A 14,359-nucleotide genomic window follows, 5' to 3' on the forward strand; every position below is an offset into this window, starting at 1 on the left:
TCATCAATGTTAAAGCTGGGGAATTATTTCTTGTAGTACGTTATTTTAATGCTTCAAGCTAAGAGCTGTTCATTTGCAATTTGAGTGAAAGATGATAGTTTGCGCCACAATACATCGTCACGAGAGAAGAGCTATGCAGGCAGATTGGCAACCCACGGCAAGCATTGAACAGTTAAGGCAACGCGCGGATTTGATTGGGCAGATACGTCAGTTTTTTAAGGATAAAAACGTCCTTGAGGTTGATACACCCGCGATGAGTCATGCAACAGTGACAGATATTCATTTGCACACGTTTCAAACCAAATTTGTTGGCCCTAGCTATTCGCAAGGTAAGAATCTCTATCTAATGACTAGCCCAGAGTTTCATATGAAGCGTTTGCTAGCTGCAGGAAGTGGCTGTATCTACCAGATCTGTAAATCTTTTCGCAATGAAGAAAATGGCCGATATCACAATCCTGAGTTCACCATGCTTGAGTGGTATCGGATTGGCTTTGATCACCATCAGTTGATGGATGAGATGGATGAGCTATTGCAACTGATTCTGAAGGTTGGAGCCGCAGATCGTATGACCTATCAACAGGCTTTTCTCTCAATATTGAAAATTTGTCCGCTAGAGGCGTCGATGGAAGAGCTGAAAGTGACGGCTGATTTGTTAGGACTTAGTGATATTGCTCAGCCAGAACAGGACAGAGACACCTTGCTACAACTATTATTTAGCGTTGGAGTTGAGACTGAAATCGGTCAGCAAGTTCCTGCCTTTGTATACGATTTTCCTGCGTCACAAGCGGCATTGGCAAAGATAAACGACCAAGACAGCCGTGTTGCCGATCGCTTTGAGGTGTATTTTAAAGGAATAGAGTTAGCAAATGGCTTCCATGAACTGGATAGTGCCGAAGAGCAGCTTAAACGCTTTGAGCTAGATAACGTTAAACGACAACAAATGGGCCTAACCACACAACCCATTGACCATTATTTGATTAAGGCATTAGAAGCAGGCTTACCACGATGCGCAGGAGTGGCATTAGGTATCGATCGTCTAGTTATGCTGGCAACCAATAATGATCATATTGATAAGGTAACCGCATTCCCTTTCCCTAGAGCGTAAGAGTAAAAGGCTGGCAGCACTGCCAGCCTTCGCCAATTCTACTCAACGGTGCTAGGCCGTTGATACCATTGAGAACGAACGTCTGTTTTCTCAAATAGGTTGTATTGTTTCTTCAGCATTTGCCCGCCATCTCGGGTAATTGGCTCCCAAGAGATGTCAGCGCGACTGGTACTTGGCTTAATCGTCATAATGTCCAGAGGTATCGAAATATAGAAGCCTTTGTTATAGCTTCCTTCACCATACTCTTCTGCTGTCAGATCGGTAAAGGTCGCGTATGCACCGACGATAACTCCAGAATTAAATTGCTTAGAAAAATCGAAGCGAGCTCCCATATCACCTCCCAAGAACTTGCCTGCACTGACTTTGAAAAGTGTACCAGTGAGGAAATCCCAGTTCGGCATATAGTAGCCGGTCACATGTCCCGTTGTCCCTTTACTTAACACATATGCTTGGCAGGAAGGGATCGGCTCACTACAGCTTGCCTCATCATAAAAGAAATAATCTTCGCTGTATGTGCCAAACCATGAATCGGGATCACGTTGGCTCACTAAGTTGGCATCAAAGCCTAGCGCCCAGTTTGTGTTCATCGGCCTATATAGGATCTCACCACCTACACCTGCGAACATCATTTCGAGATAGCCTGCGTACATCTGGGTATAAACTTGCTCGAATGGCTGTTCAAACCATGTGAGCTGGAGGTGGTTAAGCCTGACAGGGTTATCATGTACGTAGGCGCGGAACATGGTTCGAACTCTCGGTGTCGAGTAGTTCCTTACATGCGGAGAGTTTTCAACGTAGTTAAACTTGTCGTAGTTATCGATTAAGTTGAAGATAATAGAACCGCCGAACTCGAGGTTATCCATTAGCTTGTAGCTTGAGTTGGCGCTGATGCCTAAACTGTACAAGTAGAAAGACTCAGGGCCTCCGATGCTTTGTTTTAGCACTGGCTCTAAGCCATAATCCCAACGCTCCTTATTTTCTGCAGCAGGTGCATTGGCAATATTATTGTTAGGCTCTGATTCTTCAAAACTGTCTTTGACCTTTGCTTCAGTTGATAAGTAATTCGCCGCAGTGAGGTATTTCTGTTTATCGATGGTGGTTTCTTTAAGGTTCATACCATCTTGTTGTTCAACGACTTTAAATACACGAATCAAGTCGTTTGAGTGGTTAGACAAAATGGCTGCGGTTCGGTCAAGCGCTTCTTCTCTGTCGCGGTACTTCTTCTGCTGGCCTTTGACGATGATGGTATCGCCATCAAGCGTAACAGAGTTTTGCTCAAAGCCTGCGTTTGACTCAATCTGTTTTGCTGCCGATTGCCAATCTGGATTAGGGGTATCAGTGTTATTGATTGCTTGTCTAGGCTCATCACGCCATGTTGCTTTCATCTCATTGAAGTTGGTGTAGAGATTAACCCCGAAAGTGATGGTATCGCCACGTTGATAGCTGACTTTGGCGTCCCCCCAATCTCCTAAACGATAGTTAACCCCTATATTCCACGGAGTATGTTGAGGCAGAGGCTTACCAGCGCGAACAACAGGGTAGTCCTGGGTATAATCATTACCGTCGTATTCCAGCTTTAAACGAAGTGGCGCGTAAGGCGTTTGATACTCCAAACCGCCAAATATTGCTGCTGGGCCTTTAAACCAGCGCTCATAATCGACACTACCACCGGTACCTTTGTAATCACTGTCACGATTACAGTATTTATCACTCGCTTTACAGAAAGGGTTGGTCACATTGCCGCGTTGGCCTAGGTAGCCCCAGCCAAGCCCTAGGGTGATGTCTACACTACCAAAGCGTTTTGTGGCGGCAACAAATTCACCGTCAAATAGCCCTGTTCCGCCAAAATCACGAACTCCAATTGACGTCTCAGGTAGCCAGTACCCCTCTTGCCAAAGGCGGACTTTGAAGTCGATTCCTTTATCAGTATATAAATTATCTCCACTATAGGCAGGATCGCTGCTAAACAATAGATCGGGTACCCGTGTGTAGCGGACGGTAGACTCGAGCCAGCTCATCAACTGAATTGATGCTGTATATTGTTGGTAGTCATCGTTAATGCTGACACCTATGTTGAACTCACCTTCTTCAGCCATGCGTCCAGAAGGCATTTGCATTAGCCCGACGCCACCAAAATCCGTTTGAGAGACTTTGAGATTATCACTTGCTTGACTGATGGAAACGAAACCAAGGGAAAGAAATAGCGCTGTGATTGGATTGAGTTTCATTAGTAATTTCTTCTCCAGGCAATCAGAGAGACGATCTCTTGCTCAAGTTGAGAGAGTTCTTTGGATGGATTGTTAAACCCTAGGAAGATGCTAGAGCCTGGAGGCAGAGGTGTTTTTTCATCGTTCCAGTAAGCGAAACCGACTTGTTTGTAGTGACCGTCTGGGTAAATCACCCAAGCATGACTATTATTTGCGCTGGAAAGTACTCTGGATGTTGATAAGTAATCTTTCACTGTCCAATCGGGTTTTACTTCAGGCATCGTCGGACTGAAAAACAGTCCTTCTAGGGTGATAGTTGTCGGCCGCTCTGGGTATTCGAATTGATAGTGGCCAGTTAGCATAGGGTTGGCAGAAGGAGTGAGACGAACGAAGTCGAGATCCAATGAGAGGTTTTCTCGATAACCTACCTGCCAAGTCTTAACTTGCTCGCGTAAAATACCCAGACTTTCATACAGTTCGGCTTCTTGTTGTTTGAGTTTATCAATCAGATTCAGTGCCGATTGTTTTTTGTTGTTGGCAACTCTTTGTTTATCCAAGTTGAATAGAGCGTTATTGATCGGATAGCTAAAAGGAGTATTTCTCTGACTATGCTCTATGGTGTCAGCGAGGGCTCTTTCTAAACGAATCGGAGCAGTATAATCCATCACGATTTGCTCACTGGGAAGTTCAACAGTGACGTTAGCGGCAATAGCGTTTGCGAAAGAACTCAAAGTTAATAAAAATAAAAAACCACGTGTCATTAAGTTCATCCTTGATATGGTTTGAGTACTTCTTGCTCGATAAAAAGCTGGTCTGGAATGACCCATTGAGCCGACTTTAGTACATGGCCCTTATCATTTACCCAAAAGGTGCTTTGCATGTTTTTGCCTAGCTTTTCAAATGAAATGTACTCTTGCCAAATCTTAACTTGTTGAGACCACAGTACCGAGTTTAATTGAGTCGTAGCAACGGATTCTGTCATAATTTTGGCATGATGATTATATTGGTAACCTGGTTGCCAATCATAAACGGCATCCCAAGTATACTGAGGCGTTTTAAAGTGGCTCATTTCTTTGAAAGGAATTGTACCCCTTAGATTTGCGTCTGGAAGGTTATATGTTTTAACGATACGTCCTTCTTCGGTCACAATCATCGCTTTATCACTGGATAGCCACTTATACTGAGTTTTTCCGGTGTTGGGGTTACTTTCAACGAATGCAAGCACCATAAAGATTTGTGGACCATCATTGATTTTAAAATAGCTGCTGGCGTAAGGGATGTTTTCTATCGATTCTTTATCTAAATTCACGTCTTCAAACCCCCAAAAGGCTTCTTTAAGGGTCTCGTTAGTATCAGAGAAGCGTTGGGTACAGCCGCTTAAGAATAGGATTAAAGTCGTGATAAATAGAGCAAGTATTTTATTGGTCATTATGAAAGCTCAGGCCTTAATATTGCAAAAAAACACCCTTAGCAAAGCTAAGGGTGTTTATAACGAAAGTACCAATTAGTTAGTGCCAGTAGTACCAGTAGTACCATCATTATCTGATGCAGCAACTGCAACCGCAGCAACAGCAACGGCCGCGCCTACCGCGACGGCCGTCGTGGTTGCTACGCCAGCAGCTGCTGTAGATGCAGCTGCGGTAGAGCCAGCTGCTGTACCACCAGCGGTAGAGCCACCTGCAGTACTTGCAGCGGTACTTTCCTCAGCGAAAGCCCCAGCAGAAGCACATAGCGCCACTAACATGGTTAGAGCAATTTTTTTCATTGAGTATCCCTTTGTAAATTTACAAATTAACATCGATGTTGGAGCAAATTTCACCTGCTCCAATTCTGATTCTATTTCACTTTATTATATCTGTAAAAATTAAAATAACTTTAATGCAAGACGATCACAGTATGGTGGATTGCTTAATCTAAATCGGCCTTTATAATGAATTCATTTTTAGGCAATTCACACTACATTATTTGTGCTTTATAGGTGAATTAGAAAATTAAAGTAGGACACATGCCAAGGATTGAGAGGCTCAGCTTATCGATAGTACTTATACCTATTCTGTTAATAAGTAGTAATAGTTATTCTTCTCCTTGGATCGAAGCAAATGACCCTTTTTTGAGGTCATCCATGACGGCTTTAAGTGATGCAAGCAAACTTAGTGGTGTAACAAGTAATTTTCCTTTGCGTTGGTCTTCCGTGGCAGGAAGTGACGCTCTTGTCACTGTCAATAATCATCTTGGTACTGAACTTGAGCATTTCAAATACGCTCTGAATACGGCTAAGCTCAACCGAGGTAATCGTCGTTTTGTGATGTCTGGAGGGAATTCGGAGCTGGACAATGGTTGGTTTTCTGATGTCAGCCGTGACAAATGGACGGTGGAGGCAAGTTATGAGCACCTCACTGATAGTTATGCGTTTAGGCTTAATTCTTCATACCGAGAAAATGATGAGAGCAAAGAAACTTCATTTACGGACAGTTATATCGCCTTGAATGCTGGCCACACACTATTTGATGTAGGGATGCTTCCTAGGTGGTGGGGGCACGGCTGGAATCATAGTCTCATTTTAACTACATCAGGAAAAGATTTAGATGCTGGCTTGAGCTGGATCGGAGAGAATCCGCTATTGGGTGTTTGGAATCTAAACGTTGTGACGTCAAAGTTAGACAAACTTGATTATGATTACAGAGCCTCATTAAGGTATGCGAGTAAATTAAATAGTTGGTTCGAACTTGGCTTGACTCAGCATTATTGGTTTGAGGCAAACAAGCAGCAAGCTTTGAAGAACCAAAAGCAAGTCGCTGTTGATGTAAAGTTGACCTTGCCGGAAATATATAGTGTACAGCATGGACTGTATACAGAAATGTCTTCAGCTCAAAAAGATAACGGATTAGGTGCGTATCTAGTGGGTTGGAGCGGGCATAAGTCGATATTTGATAGCTCATTACGTATAGTGGCTGAATATCAATTGATGTCTTCAGAGGAGAGTCAGTCCATTATTAGTGATGGGATTGACGATTATCTGCAGTCTAGCTATTTGAATAAGGCTAGCTGGTCATTGAGTAGTTATTTACAGCTTGTTAATGACCATCAAATTTCTGCTATTATTTCGACAAAAAAATTATTGAATGATAGCAACGAAAAGCAGGAACAATATCAATTGGCTTATCAGCTCCCTGCACTCAAAGGAAAAATTAAGCTTAACATTGATTACATCAATAGAAGTACCACTGACAGTGAAACGGTATTTGGTTCGAAGTATGAGTTTAGGTTTTGATTTGCGTTACTAATGTCAGAGAGTAGAGTATTATATAAATTAATGAGTAGCAGAACGTTGAAGTTAAATATAAACATAAATATGTTGGCCATCCCAATGCTCCTAAGTGCGAGTATTCATGCTGCAACGCCAACTCAGGCACAGATTAATCAGTTCCAGTCTCTTCCTAAGGCTCAACAAGAGCAGCTTGCGCGACAAATGGGAGTCGATCTTTCTAGTATAAACTCTCTTGATAGCGCATCTTTAAGCACAGATACAGCACCCCCTGAAGTAAAAAAACCAGAAAGAGCGACTGATGCGTCAGACCGAGGGGCCAAGACTGATCGTGGAAAAAGCAAAGAAGTAATGGCTTCAGAGCTACCTTATTTTGGTTACGATGTGTTCTCTGGTGTTTCGCTAGACTTTACACCTGTCGATCATTTACCAGTGCCTCATGACTATATCATCGCGCCAGGAGATGAAGTTCGTATTCAATTATTTGGCAAATCGTTTAGTGACTTAAAGTTGAAAATTGATCGCGAAGGGAAGCTCAATATACCTGAATATGGGCCGGAGTATGTGGCTGGTCAGACGTTTAGTGAGTTAAAAAATTACGTAGCGTCTCTTATTCAGCGCAAATCGATTGGTGTTGAAGCGGTTGTATCTTTAAGTGCAATGCGCACTATGCAAGTCTATGTTACTGGTGATGTCAAGCAGCCAGGAGCCTACAATGTCAATGGTTTAACGACGTTATCACAAGCTTTGATTGCGGCTGGTGGGATCAAATTATCCGGTAGCCTTAGAAACATTAAAGTAAAACGGCTAGGTAAAACAGTAGTAACCTTCGATGCCTACGATTTGATTGTCAATGGTGACTCTAGCCAAGATGTTCGTTTACAAGCAGGAGATACCATCCTTGTCCCAGCGAAAAAATCTGATGTGGTGATTAAAGGAGAAGTGCTTCGTCCCGCTCATTATGAGCTTGGCATGGATAATAATATCAATGATTTAATTGATATTGCCGGTGGCGCTTTACCTAGTGCGTATTTGTCAAAAGCTAACGTAAAAAGACGAAATGCAAATGGTATTGAGCAGCTGACATTGGACCTGTCATCACCTCATGGAAAGAGCTTTAAGCTACAAGCCGGCGACGAAGTATCTTTGTTACCTACTGGGGATAACTTGGATAATGCGATAGCATTGCGTGGTGAGTTGTTTCGTCAAGGGGCGTACCAATTTAAAAATGGACTGCAGATCAGCGATGTGATTGGCTTCGAGGATTTGAAAGAAAATGCCGATCTGACTTATGCGCTACTGGTTAGAGAAGAGCCTAAAAGTCGTGATATTAGCGTGTGGCAATTTAACTTAGGTGAAGTGCTAACTTCACCAAGTACGAGCGAAAATTACTCTCTTCAAAAAGGCGACCAGTTATTTGTATTTGATAATGGTCTAAACGTTGACTATTGGTATCGAGATCAGAAATCGACCAGCTCAAAGAGAGCGAAAGAGCTGAGTGAACACGTCAGTGGGAATAATACAGAAAATTCAGTAACGGAATCCAAAAGTGTTGCGACATTAGATTCTGCGACAGGAGCGCTAATAGAGAAAGAGCGGCAAAAGGAGCTCGATATTGCTGATGCTGATAAATTTGCGGAAGCGGATGATTTCCGACTTTCTAGTCGAGAATCATTGTTAAAACCGATAATTGAAAGGCTGAAAGCTCAAGCAAATCTCTCTGAGCAGGCAAAGATTATTGAAGTGACTGGCGCAGTAAAATACCCCGGTGTTTATCCATTAACAGAGAATGCCAGTTTTGAAAAACTTATTAGTGCAGCCGGTGGTTTTGCTGAGCAAGCATTTCTTTACAGCGCAGAGTTAAGTCGTTCGGAGAAGGTTAAACAAGACTTTGTGGTTCAACACTACTCTTTTTCTCCTCAGGAAATATTGAGTGGTCAAGAGAAACTCGATATTCAAGCTCAAGATCATATTGTGATCAAGACTCAGCCCAATTGGCAGCGCGGTAACGCTATCGAATTACAAGGTGAAGTGGTTTTTCCAGGAATTTACACATTCCAGCGTGGTGAAACTATCCAAGATCTCATCGAGCGTGCCGGTGGGCTGACCCAGTTTGCCTATGCGCAAGGGGCGGTGTTTAGTCGTGAGAGTTTACGTCGCCAAGAAGCAGAACGTTTAAAGCTACTCAATCTACAATTAAAACAGGAGATTGGTAATTTAGCGCTACGCCGACAGAATTCAAGTGCTACTTATACTACGAGTCCTACTGAAGCGATGGCTATTGCCGATGAGCTTGCCTCCGCAGAGGCCATTGGTCGCTTAGTGATTGATTTACCCGAAGCGCTCTCAGGAGAACCGAACGCTGACATTATGGTCGAGAAAGGGGACAAGCTATATATTCCTGCTCGGCAGCCCATTGTCAGTGTGATGGGGGAAGTTCAGTTTTCTTCTAACCACACCTTTACTCCAGGGATGACGATCGAAGACTATATTTCCTCTGCTGGTGGAACGAAAAAACAAGCGGATACAGACCGAATCTATGTTGTGCGTGCTGATGGCTCCGTTATGTTACCCAACAACTCATTTTGGTTTAGTCGTCAGTCTATGCCTTTAGAGCCTGGCGATACGATTATTGTGCCGCTCGATACGGATTACCTAGATGGCTTAAGCACCTTAACTTCAGCAACACAGATCCTTTACCAAATTGGTGTGGCTTGGAGTGCAATAAAAGACTAGTGGTATAAGAAGCCCTCGATTGTTAGAGGGCTTCATATTATAAGAAGAGACTATGAACAAACCTATTATTCATGATAACCATTTTACGCATGTGCAAGACTTTTCAGTAGCCAAAGATGAAATTGATTTGAGAGAATTATGTTTGGCGATATGGAAGGGAAAATGGATCATTTTCTGTACGACTGCATTGTTTGCGATAGGCGGTGTGCTATTTGCTTTATCTCAACCTAACACTTATCAAGCGTCAGCCACCTTAGTTGCTGCTAACGATGAAAAAAGTGGTGGCCTTGCGGCTATGGCCAGCCAATTTGGTGGGCTAGCGTCATTGGCTGGTATTAATGTGAATAGCGGAAAAACGGACGATAAGTCTTTGTCTTTAGCTACATTGGAATCGCGTAAGTTTATCAATGCCTTTATTGACAAGTATGCATTACTACCGATTTTGATGGCAACGCAATCTTGGGATAAAGAGAATAATAAGTTGGTACTTGACCCAGAGCTTTATGATGGCACCCGTTGGTTAAATGATCCTGATAATTCTGAACTATCACTAGAACCCACCGCTTGGCAAGCTTATAAAGCATTTAAAGAACTCTTAAATGTATCTGAAGCAAAAGACACAGGAATTGTCACTGTCAGTATCACTCATTTATCACCTTTTGTTGCTCAGCAATGGACTCAATGGTTGGTGAAGGAGCTGAATTTATGGATGAAAGAAGAATCTTTAACGGAAACTAATCGCAATATTGAGTATCTAGAACAACAATTAGAACGAACTAAAGTGGTAGATATGCAGAATGTGTTTTATCAATTGATTGAGGAACAAACTAAGACACTCATGCTAGCAGAAGTGAAAGATGAATATGCATTTAAAGTGATTGATCCTCCTGTAGTACCAGAAGAAAAAAACGGGCCCAAACGAGCATTGATATGCGTATTAGCGACGTTGCTGGGAGGGATGTTGGGAGTTGCTATTGTATTGGTTCGTTATGCATTTCGTCGAGAGAATGACTAGCTAATTAACTATCAAACTTAAGGTGTTCTCGCCTTAAGTTCTTATCCTCGCTATACTCCCAAACTGAATTTGAGTCCAGAGCTGCTTATATTTAGGCCGCTCTACAATTTAAGAGCACAGGACATGCAAGAATATATCGCATTTTTTCAAGAGAACATGATACTTTCTCTAGTATGGGTGGGCCTTTTGGTTGCCTTAATCATGAATATCGTAAAATCCACAACGGCGGCATATAAAGAAGTGACGGCCTCTCAAACGACACAACTTATGAATCGTGAAAATGGTGTTGTGGTTGATATTCGTAGTAAAGACGAGTTCCGTAAGGGGCATATTACTGATGCAGTTCACATTTTACCTTCTGACATTAAAGCAGGTAATTTAGGTAGTCTTGAAAACCATAAATCTAACCCAATTATTGTGGTATGCAAAACGGGCCAAACAGGGCAAGAGAGTGCTAATCTCCTAGCAAAAGCTGGCTTTGAAAATGTTAGTTTGCTGAAGAATGGTTTAATCGCCTGGAATGAAGCGAATTTGCCTCTGGTAAAAGGCAAGAAGTAAATGGCATGAATTTTACGAAAGCGCTGAATAAAAAATCAGCGCTTATTAGAGAGAGATGTGAACAATTCCACGAATTGTTTGGAAAACCTAGTCACAATCAACTCTCTCAGTTAGTCTCCAAGCAGACGACTTGATCTATTAAAGGATTTTAAAATGGCTGAAGCAGCACCCCAACAAGAAGCGCAAAATTTCGCAATCCAACGTATTTTCTTAAAAGACGTCTCTTTTGAAGCGCCTAACTCACCAAATATGTTCCAGAAAGAGTGGAATCCTGACGTGAAATTGGACTTAGACACCCAGAGCCGTGAGCTAGGTGAAGGTGTGTACGAAGTGGTTTTACGTCTAACCGTGACGGTTAAAAACGAAGAAGAAACAGCATTTCTATGTGAAGTACAACAAGGTGGTATCTTCACAGCGGACAAGATGGAAGCAGGCCAGCTTGCGCATTGTCTAGGTGCGTTCTGCCCTAATATTCTATTCCCATATGCTCGTGAGACGATTTCTAGCTTAGTGGTTAAAGGTACGTTCCCACAACTTAACCTAGCACCAGTTAACTTTGATGCTCTGTTTATGAACTACCTACAGCAGCAAGCTCAGCAAGAAGGTACAGCGGAAGCTTAATTGTTTCATCGCTATTTCTTAAAGAAATGCACAGAGCATCGAGGGATGTGCTGTGCATTTTTTATTTATTGCTGATAATAGTGCCTTACACTGAAATCATTCCAAGTTCCACATATTAGATACGATCAGGCGGATTAATGACGGACTCAGACATTCAAAACAGCTATGGTAAAGAGATAGCAATGACAGTGCTTGGCGCGGGTTCCTATGGTACTTCTCTAGCTATTTCACTCGCGAGAAATGGTGCGAATGTGGTGATTTGGGGGCATGACCCTGAGCATATGGCGCGCTTGGAATCTGATAGAGCTAATCACGAATTTTTACCGGCGATTGATTTTCCTGACTCACTGATTATTGAATCAGATCTAGAAAAGGCTGTACAGGCAAGTCGTGACCTATTGGTTGTCGTACCCAGCCATGTTTTTGGTATTGTACTGAATAATGTTAAGCCTTACCTAAGGCCGGACTCCAGAATTTGTTGGGCAACCAAAGGGCTTGAGCCTGAAACAGGTCGATTGTTGAAAGAAGTTGCAGTTGAAGCTTTAGGAGAAAACCACCCAATGGCGGTTTTGTCAGGGCCGACCTTTGCGAAAGAGCTAGCGATGGGAATGCCAACAGCAATCTCTGTGGCTTCTCCTGATAAAGGTTTTGTTTCTGATCTGCAGGAGAAAATTCATTGCAGTAAGACCTTTCGAGTATATGCCAACAGCGATTTCACCGGTATGCAGTTGGGTGGTGCGGTGAAGAATGTGATTGCTATAGGGGCTGGAATGTCCGATGGCATTGGTTTTGGTGCGAATGCACGTACGGCATTAATTACCCGTGGTCTTGCGGAAATGACGCGTCTTGGCGCTGCATTAGGCGCGCAGCCAGAGACCTTCATGGGTATGGCAGGACTTGGCGATTTGGTTTTGACTTGCACAGATAATCAATCACGTAACCGCCGTTTCGGGCTCGCTCTAGGACAAGGTAAAGATGTCGATACGGCGCAGGAAGAGATTGGCCAAGTTGTTGAAGGCTACCGCAACACAAAAGAGGTTTGGTTGCTGTCTCAGAGAATGGGCGTGGAGATGCCGATTGTTGACCAAATTTATCAAGTATTGTATCAAGGAAAAGATGCTCACTTGGCAGCAAAAGATTTGCTTGCTCGAGATAAGAAATCAGAGGCGTAAACGCTGATAGAAATGGAAAGCGATAAGCACTTAAGCCGGCTTAGGTGAAGGGTTGATAAATGAAACATTGTGAAAAACAGAAAGTCTGGCAAGCCATTGTCCGTGAAGCTCGAGAGCTGTCAGAGCAGGAGCCGATGCTCGCAAGCTTCTACCATGCGACGATCATTAAGCATGAGAGCTTAGCTGCTGCTCTAAGCTATATTTTGGCGAACAAGCTGAACACAGCTTCGATGCCAGCGATGGCTGTTCGTGAAGTCGTAGAAGAAGCTTTTAACGCTGATCACTCGATCACGGAGGCCGCTGCTTGTGATATCTGTGCAACAGTGAATCGAGACCCTGCGGTTTCCATGTATTCAATGCCTCTTTTATACCTCAAAGGCTATCATGCCCTGCAAGGCTATCGTGTAGCAAACTGGCTATGGAGCCAGGGGCGCATTGCTTTGGCGACTTACTTGCAAAATCAAATTTCAGTTGCATGCCAAGTTGATATTCATCCTGCTGCGAAAATTGGCCAAGGCATCATGCTGGATCACGCAACCGGCATAGTGATTGGTGAAACGGCTGTGGTTGAAAATGACGTGTCGATCTTGCAAGACGTGACGTTGGGCGGTACGGGGAAAGAGTGCGGTGATCGTCACCCAAAAATCCGAGAAGGCGTAATGATCGGAGCCGGAGCTAAGATTTTGGGTAATATTGAAGTCGGTGAGGGTGCTAAAATTGGGTCTTGCTCAGTGGTACTGCAAGCTGTCCCTGCTCATACGACTGTGGCTGGAGTACCAGCTAAGATCGTTGGTCGACCCAAGACAGATAAGCCATCATTGGATATGGATCAACAATTCAATGGGCGCTCGCAGAGTTTTATTGGTGGCGATGGTATTTAAGAAGGTTCTTTCTTAAAAGAAAAAGGGTTGAAGCTTTGGCTTCAACCCTTTTTTGTCTCTTTAACCTAGAGAGCTTAGTTCCGCGAGCACTTCTTCTGCCCACTCAATCCATGCTTGGCGCACCAAGAGATTACGGCGAAGCGTTAAACGTTCTAAGCGTTGCTGTTTATCCAGCGTTGCAGGTGTTGAGTAATATGCGTTTTCAATTTCCTGATAGTGAGCGACTAACTTGCGTGATTCTTCAACAAGTTCTGCAAGTTGTTCACGATAAGGCGCTGAAGGCTGAACAGCACAAGCCATCAGCTTCGCAGAGAATTCATCACGAACGGTTGGGTGTGCTGTGGGTTGATCAAACCATTCACCTAATGCAACACGACCGGAGTCGGTAATAGAATATACTTTTCGGTCTGGCTTGCCTTCTTGAGGCTCTAAAACACAGGTAACCAACTCGTTTTGAGCCATTTTATTTAGCTCACGATAAACTTGTTGGTGGCTGGCTTTCCAGAAGTAGCCAATAGTGGCCGAGAATTCTTTGGTGATATCATATCCAGTTGCGTCGCGCGTGCTTAGAACTGTCAGGATAACGTGTGGTAATGACATGTCTTCAATCCAAATGGTCAAATAACTACTAACAACTGCTTAGTTACTGTCGTGCTTCTTTGGCACTTATCATCAGTGAATGTATTTAAGCAGCGCCAACAAAGTTGGCCATGTCACCTTAAAAAAGCCGTTTTATCACCTAGAGCGATATGTAGATGTTGTTGTGTATCGCAAGGGAGCAACATTATATCTAAATAAT

13 protein-coding genes are annotated in these 14,359 nt (G+C 43.2%); 8 read left to right on the plus strand and 5 right to left on the minus strand.

What is annotated here, in order from left to right; all coding sequences use genetic code 11:
• Positions 1-133 precede the first annotated feature (133 nt).
• On the plus strand, positions 134-1,105 hold the full coding sequence (gene epmA / locus L1D15_RS14155) for an elongation factor P--(R)-beta-lysine ligase (protein WP_239876201.1): 972 nt from the start codon (positions 134-136) through the stop codon (positions 1,103-1,105).
• Positions 1,106-1,143: 38 nt separating this feature from the next.
• Here epmA and L1D15_RS14160 read toward each other — a convergent pair whose 3' ends face one another.
• From L1D15_RS14160 to L1D15_RS14175, 4 genes are all read right to left on the minus strand, one after another.
• Complete coding sequence (locus L1D15_RS14160; protein WP_239876202.1) at positions 1,144-3,333, minus strand: YjbH domain-containing protein; 2,190 nt, start codon at positions 3,331-3,333, stop codon at positions 1,144-1,146.
• Positions 3,333-4,073: a capsule biosynthesis GfcC family protein gene (locus L1D15_RS14165; protein ID WP_239876203.1), complete on the minus strand. Its 741-nt coding sequence runs from the start codon at positions 4,071-4,073 to the stop codon at positions 3,333-3,335. Before L1D15_RS14165 ends, L1D15_RS14160 begins: the two co-directional genes overlap by 1 nt.
• A gap of 5 nt (positions 4,074-4,078) precedes the next feature.
• The gene (locus L1D15_RS14170; protein WP_239876204.1) at positions 4,079-4,741 is read right to left on the minus strand and encodes a YjbF family lipoprotein; all 663 of its coding nucleotides are present in this window, start codon (positions 4,739-4,741) and stop codon (positions 4,079-4,081) included.
• A 75-nt stretch (positions 4,742-4,816) separates the two neighbouring features.
• On the minus strand, positions 4,817-5,077 hold the full coding sequence (locus L1D15_RS14175; protein WP_239837994.1) for a hypothetical protein: 261 nt from the start codon (positions 5,075-5,077) through the stop codon (positions 4,817-4,819).
• Between the two features lie 240 nt (positions 5,078-5,317).
• Between L1D15_RS14175 and L1D15_RS14180 the strand changes: the two genes are divergently transcribed.
• The 7 genes from L1D15_RS14180 to cysE all read left to right on the plus strand — a co-directional run bounded on the left by L1D15_RS14180 (position 5,318) and on the right by cysE (position 13,560).
• Positions 5,318-6,583 carry a capsule assembly Wzi family protein gene (locus L1D15_RS14180; RefSeq protein ID WP_239876205.1) on the plus strand — a complete coding sequence of 422 codons (1,266 nt, stop codon included), beginning with the start codon at positions 5,318-5,320 and terminating at the stop codon, positions 6,581-6,583.
• Positions 6,584-6,679: 96 nt separating this feature from the next.
• Positions 6,680-9,313 (plus strand): SLBB domain-containing protein, encoded by a 2,634-nt coding sequence (locus tag L1D15_RS14185; RefSeq protein ID WP_239876206.1) that lies wholly within the window; start codon positions 6,680-6,682, stop codon positions 9,311-9,313.
• Positions 9,314-9,365: 52 nt separating this feature from the next.
• On the plus strand, positions 9,366-10,328 hold the full coding sequence (locus L1D15_RS14190; RefSeq protein ID WP_239876207.1) for a Wzz/FepE/Etk N-terminal domain-containing protein: 963 nt from the start codon (positions 9,366-9,368) through the stop codon (positions 10,326-10,328).
• Between the two features lie 123 nt (positions 10,329-10,451).
• Positions 10,452-10,886 carry a rhodanese-like domain-containing protein gene (locus tag L1D15_RS14195; RefSeq protein ID WP_239876208.1) on the plus strand — a complete coding sequence of 145 codons (435 nt, stop codon included), beginning with the start codon at positions 10,452-10,454 and terminating at the stop codon, positions 10,884-10,886.
• A 153-nt stretch (positions 10,887-11,039) separates the two neighbouring features.
• Positions 11,040-11,507, plus strand: a complete 468-nt coding sequence (gene secB, locus L1D15_RS14200) for a protein-export chaperone SecB (protein ID WP_239838000.1) — start codon at positions 11,040-11,042, stop codon at positions 11,505-11,507.
• Between the two features lie 137 nt (positions 11,508-11,644).
• A complete protein-coding gene (gpsA, locus tag L1D15_RS14205) occupies positions 11,645-12,679 on the plus strand; it encodes an NAD(P)H-dependent glycerol-3-phosphate dehydrogenase (protein WP_239876209.1) in 1,035 nt (344 codons plus the stop codon).
• 59 nt (positions 12,680-12,738) lie between these two features.
• Positions 12,739-13,560: a serine O-acetyltransferase gene (cysE, locus tag L1D15_RS14210; protein WP_239866957.1), complete on the plus strand. Its 822-nt coding sequence runs from the start codon at positions 12,739-12,741 to the stop codon at positions 13,558-13,560.
• A gap of 60 nt (positions 13,561-13,620) precedes the next feature.
• Here cysE and L1D15_RS14215 read toward each other — a convergent pair whose 3' ends face one another.
• Entirely contained in the window at positions 13,621-14,160 is a 540-nt protein-coding gene (locus L1D15_RS14215; protein WP_239838003.1) for a PadR family transcriptional regulator, read from the minus strand.
• Positions 14,161-14,359 lie beyond the last annotated feature (199 nt).

Source organism: Vibrio sp. Isolate25 (genome assembly GCF_022398025.1).
GTDB lineage: Bacteria > Pseudomonadota > Gammaproteobacteria > Enterobacterales > Vibrionaceae > Vibrio > Vibrio coralliilyticus_A.

What these genes read in the sequence shown, in the direction of transcription:
- L1D15_RS14180 (WP_239876205.1), top strand. Translation starts at nt 5,318, where the DNA reads ATGCCAAGGATTGAGAGGCTCAGCTTATCGATAGTACTTATACCTATT.
- L1D15_RS14170 (WP_239876204.1), bottom strand. Translation starts at nt 4,741, where the DNA reads ATGACCAATAAAATACTTGCTCTATTTATCACGACTTTAATCCTATTC.
- secB (WP_239838000.1), top strand. Translation starts at nt 11,040, where the DNA reads ATGGCTGAAGCAGCACCCCAACAAGAAGCGCAAAATTTCGCAATCCAA.
- L1D15_RS14160 (WP_239876202.1), bottom strand. Translation starts at nt 3,333, where the DNA reads ATGAAACTCAATCCAATCACAGCGCTATTTCTTTCCCTTGGTTTCGTT.
- gpsA (WP_239876209.1), top strand. Translation starts at nt 11,645, where the DNA reads ATGACGGACTCAGACATTCAAAACAGCTATGGTAAAGAGATAGCAATG.
- L1D15_RS14175 (WP_239837994.1), bottom strand. Translation starts at nt 5,077, where the DNA reads ATGAAAAAAATTGCTCTAACCATGTTAGTGGCGCTATGTGCTTCTGCT.
- cysE (WP_239866957.1), top strand. Translation starts at nt 12,739, where the DNA reads ATGAAACATTGTGAAAAACAGAAAGTCTGGCAAGCCATTGTCCGTGAA.
- L1D15_RS14185 (WP_239876206.1), top strand. Translation starts at nt 6,680, where the DNA reads ATGCTCCTAAGTGCGAGTATTCATGCTGCAACGCCAACTCAGGCACAG.
- L1D15_RS14190 (WP_239876207.1), top strand. Translation starts at nt 9,366, where the DNA reads ATGAACAAACCTATTATTCATGATAACCATTTTACGCATGTGCAAGAC.
- epmA (WP_239876201.1), top strand. Translation starts at nt 134, where the DNA reads ATGCAGGCAGATTGGCAACCCACGGCAAGCATTGAACAGTTAAGGCAA.
- L1D15_RS14165 (WP_239876203.1), bottom strand. Translation starts at nt 4,073, where the DNA reads ATGACACGTGGTTTTTTATTTTTATTAACTTTGAGTTCTTTCGCAAAC.
- L1D15_RS14195 (WP_239876208.1), top strand. Translation starts at nt 10,452, where the DNA reads ATGCAAGAATATATCGCATTTTTTCAAGAGAACATGATACTTTCTCTA.
- L1D15_RS14215 (WP_239838003.1), bottom strand. Translation starts at nt 14,160, where the DNA reads ATGTCATTACCACACGTTATCCTGACAGTTCTAAGCACGCGCGACGCA.